General features: G+C 73.8%; 1 protein-coding gene and 2 pseudogenes. All 3 read left to right on the forward strand.

Going from position 1 to position 1490, the window contains the following annotated elements:
• A pseudogene (locus tag I53_RS20110) lies at nucleotides 1–343 on the forward strand (aldehyde dehydrogenase (NADP(+))); the annotation flags it as partial.
• Nucleotides 344–415: 72 nt separating this feature from the next.
• A complete protein-coding gene (gene araD1 / locus I53_RS20115) occupies nucleotides 416–1396 on the forward strand; it encodes an AraD1 family protein (protein ID WP_043353992.1) in 981 nt (326 codons plus the stop codon).
• A 1-nt stretch (nucleotide 1397) separates the two neighbouring features.
• A pseudogene (locus I53_RS36210) lies at nucleotides 1398–1490 on the forward strand (gfo/Idh/MocA family oxidoreductase); the annotation flags it as partial.

Genomic DNA, 1490 nt, shown 5'->3' on the forward strand with positions numbered 1-1490 from the left:
CCTCGGCGGGCAGCTCACCGCGACGTTGCACCTCGACCGCGCGGACGAGCATCTCGCCGCCGGGCTCGTGCCGCTGCTGGCCCGCAAGGCCGGACGGATCCTGGCGAACGGCTGGCCCACCGGCGTCGAGGTCGCCCCCGCGATGGTGCATGGCGGGCCGTTCCCGGCGACCTCGGACGGCCGGAAGCTGCTCGGTGGGCGCGATGGCGATCGACGGTTCCTGCGCCCGGTCTGCTACCAGGACCTGCCCGACGCGCTCCTGCCGCCGCCCCTGCGTCCGGACAATCCCTGGCATCTCGCGCGCCGGATCGACGGCGTTCTCGACCCGCAATCCGGCCGCTGACAGGCCGCCGCGCGACCCTCGACGGCCGCGCGTTCAGGACGACCCGAAGCGGTCGTCCCCGGGAGGACACAGATGGGACGATCACTCCTACAATTCCGCGCCGCCGACGGGCAGCGGGGCGTCGCGCTGCTCGCCGACGGTCGGGCGCGGCGGGTGCTCGGCGTCGACAGCGTGCGCGTCCTGGCGCGCAGGGCTCTCGAGGCGGGGGACGATCTGGCCGCGACGGCGGAGCGGGCGGGACTCGGCGCGCCCGTCGATCTCGACACGGTCCGGCTCCTGCCGCCCATCGACCACGCCGATCCCGCCCACCTGATGCTGAGCGGCACCGGCCTGACGCATCTCGGCTCCGCGGAGGGCCGCGACGCGATGCACCGCGCGGCCGCGGCCGACCCGGCGCCAACCGACTCGATGCGCATGTTCCGGATGGGCGTCGAGGGCGGCAAGCCGGCGCCGGGCGAGGCCGGCGTGCAGCCGGAATGGTTCTACAAGGGCGACGGATCCGGCCTGGTCGCCTCCGGCGAGCCGCTGGTCTCGCCGGCCTTCGCCCGCGACGGCGGCGAGGAGCCGGAGATCGCCGGGATCTACCTGGTCGACGCCGACGGCACCCCGGTGCGCCTCGGCTTCGCCCTGGCGAACGAGTTCTCCGACCACGTGACCGAGCGCGGCAACTACCTGTGGCTCGCCCATTCCAAGCTGCGCCCGGCCGCCCTCGGCCCGGAGCTGTGGCTCGGGGCGCTTCCGCCGGACGTGCGCGGGACCAGCCGCATCCTGCGTGACGGCGCCGTGCTCTGGGAGAAGCCGTTCCTCTCCGGGGAGGCGAACATGTCCCACAGCATCGCCAACCTGGAGCGGCACCACTTCAAATACGCACCCTTCCGGCGCCCCGGCGACGTGCATGTCCACTTCTTCGGGACCGCCACCCTGTCGTTCAGCGACGGCGTCGCGACCCGGCCCGGCGACGTGTTCGAGATCGAGGCCGCGCCGTTCGCGCTGCCCCTGCGCAACCCCCTGGCGGCCGCCCCGCCCACCGATCCGACTGTGCGGGTGCTCTGAGATGGCGAGCCCGATCCGCATCGGTCTGGTGGGTGTCGGCAAGATCGCCCGCGACCAGCATCTGCCGGTCATCGCCGCTTCCCCGGATTACAGC

Source organism: Methylobacterium sp. B1, assembly GCF_000333255.1.
GTDB classification, from domain to species: Bacteria; Pseudomonadota; Alphaproteobacteria; order Rhizobiales; family Beijerinckiaceae; genus Methylobacterium; species Methylobacterium fujisawaense.

Coding starts and splice junctions, on each gene's coding strand:
- araD1 (WP_043353992.1), top strand. CDS start 416: ATGGGACGATCACTCCTACAATTCCGCGCCGCCGACGGGCAGCGGGGC.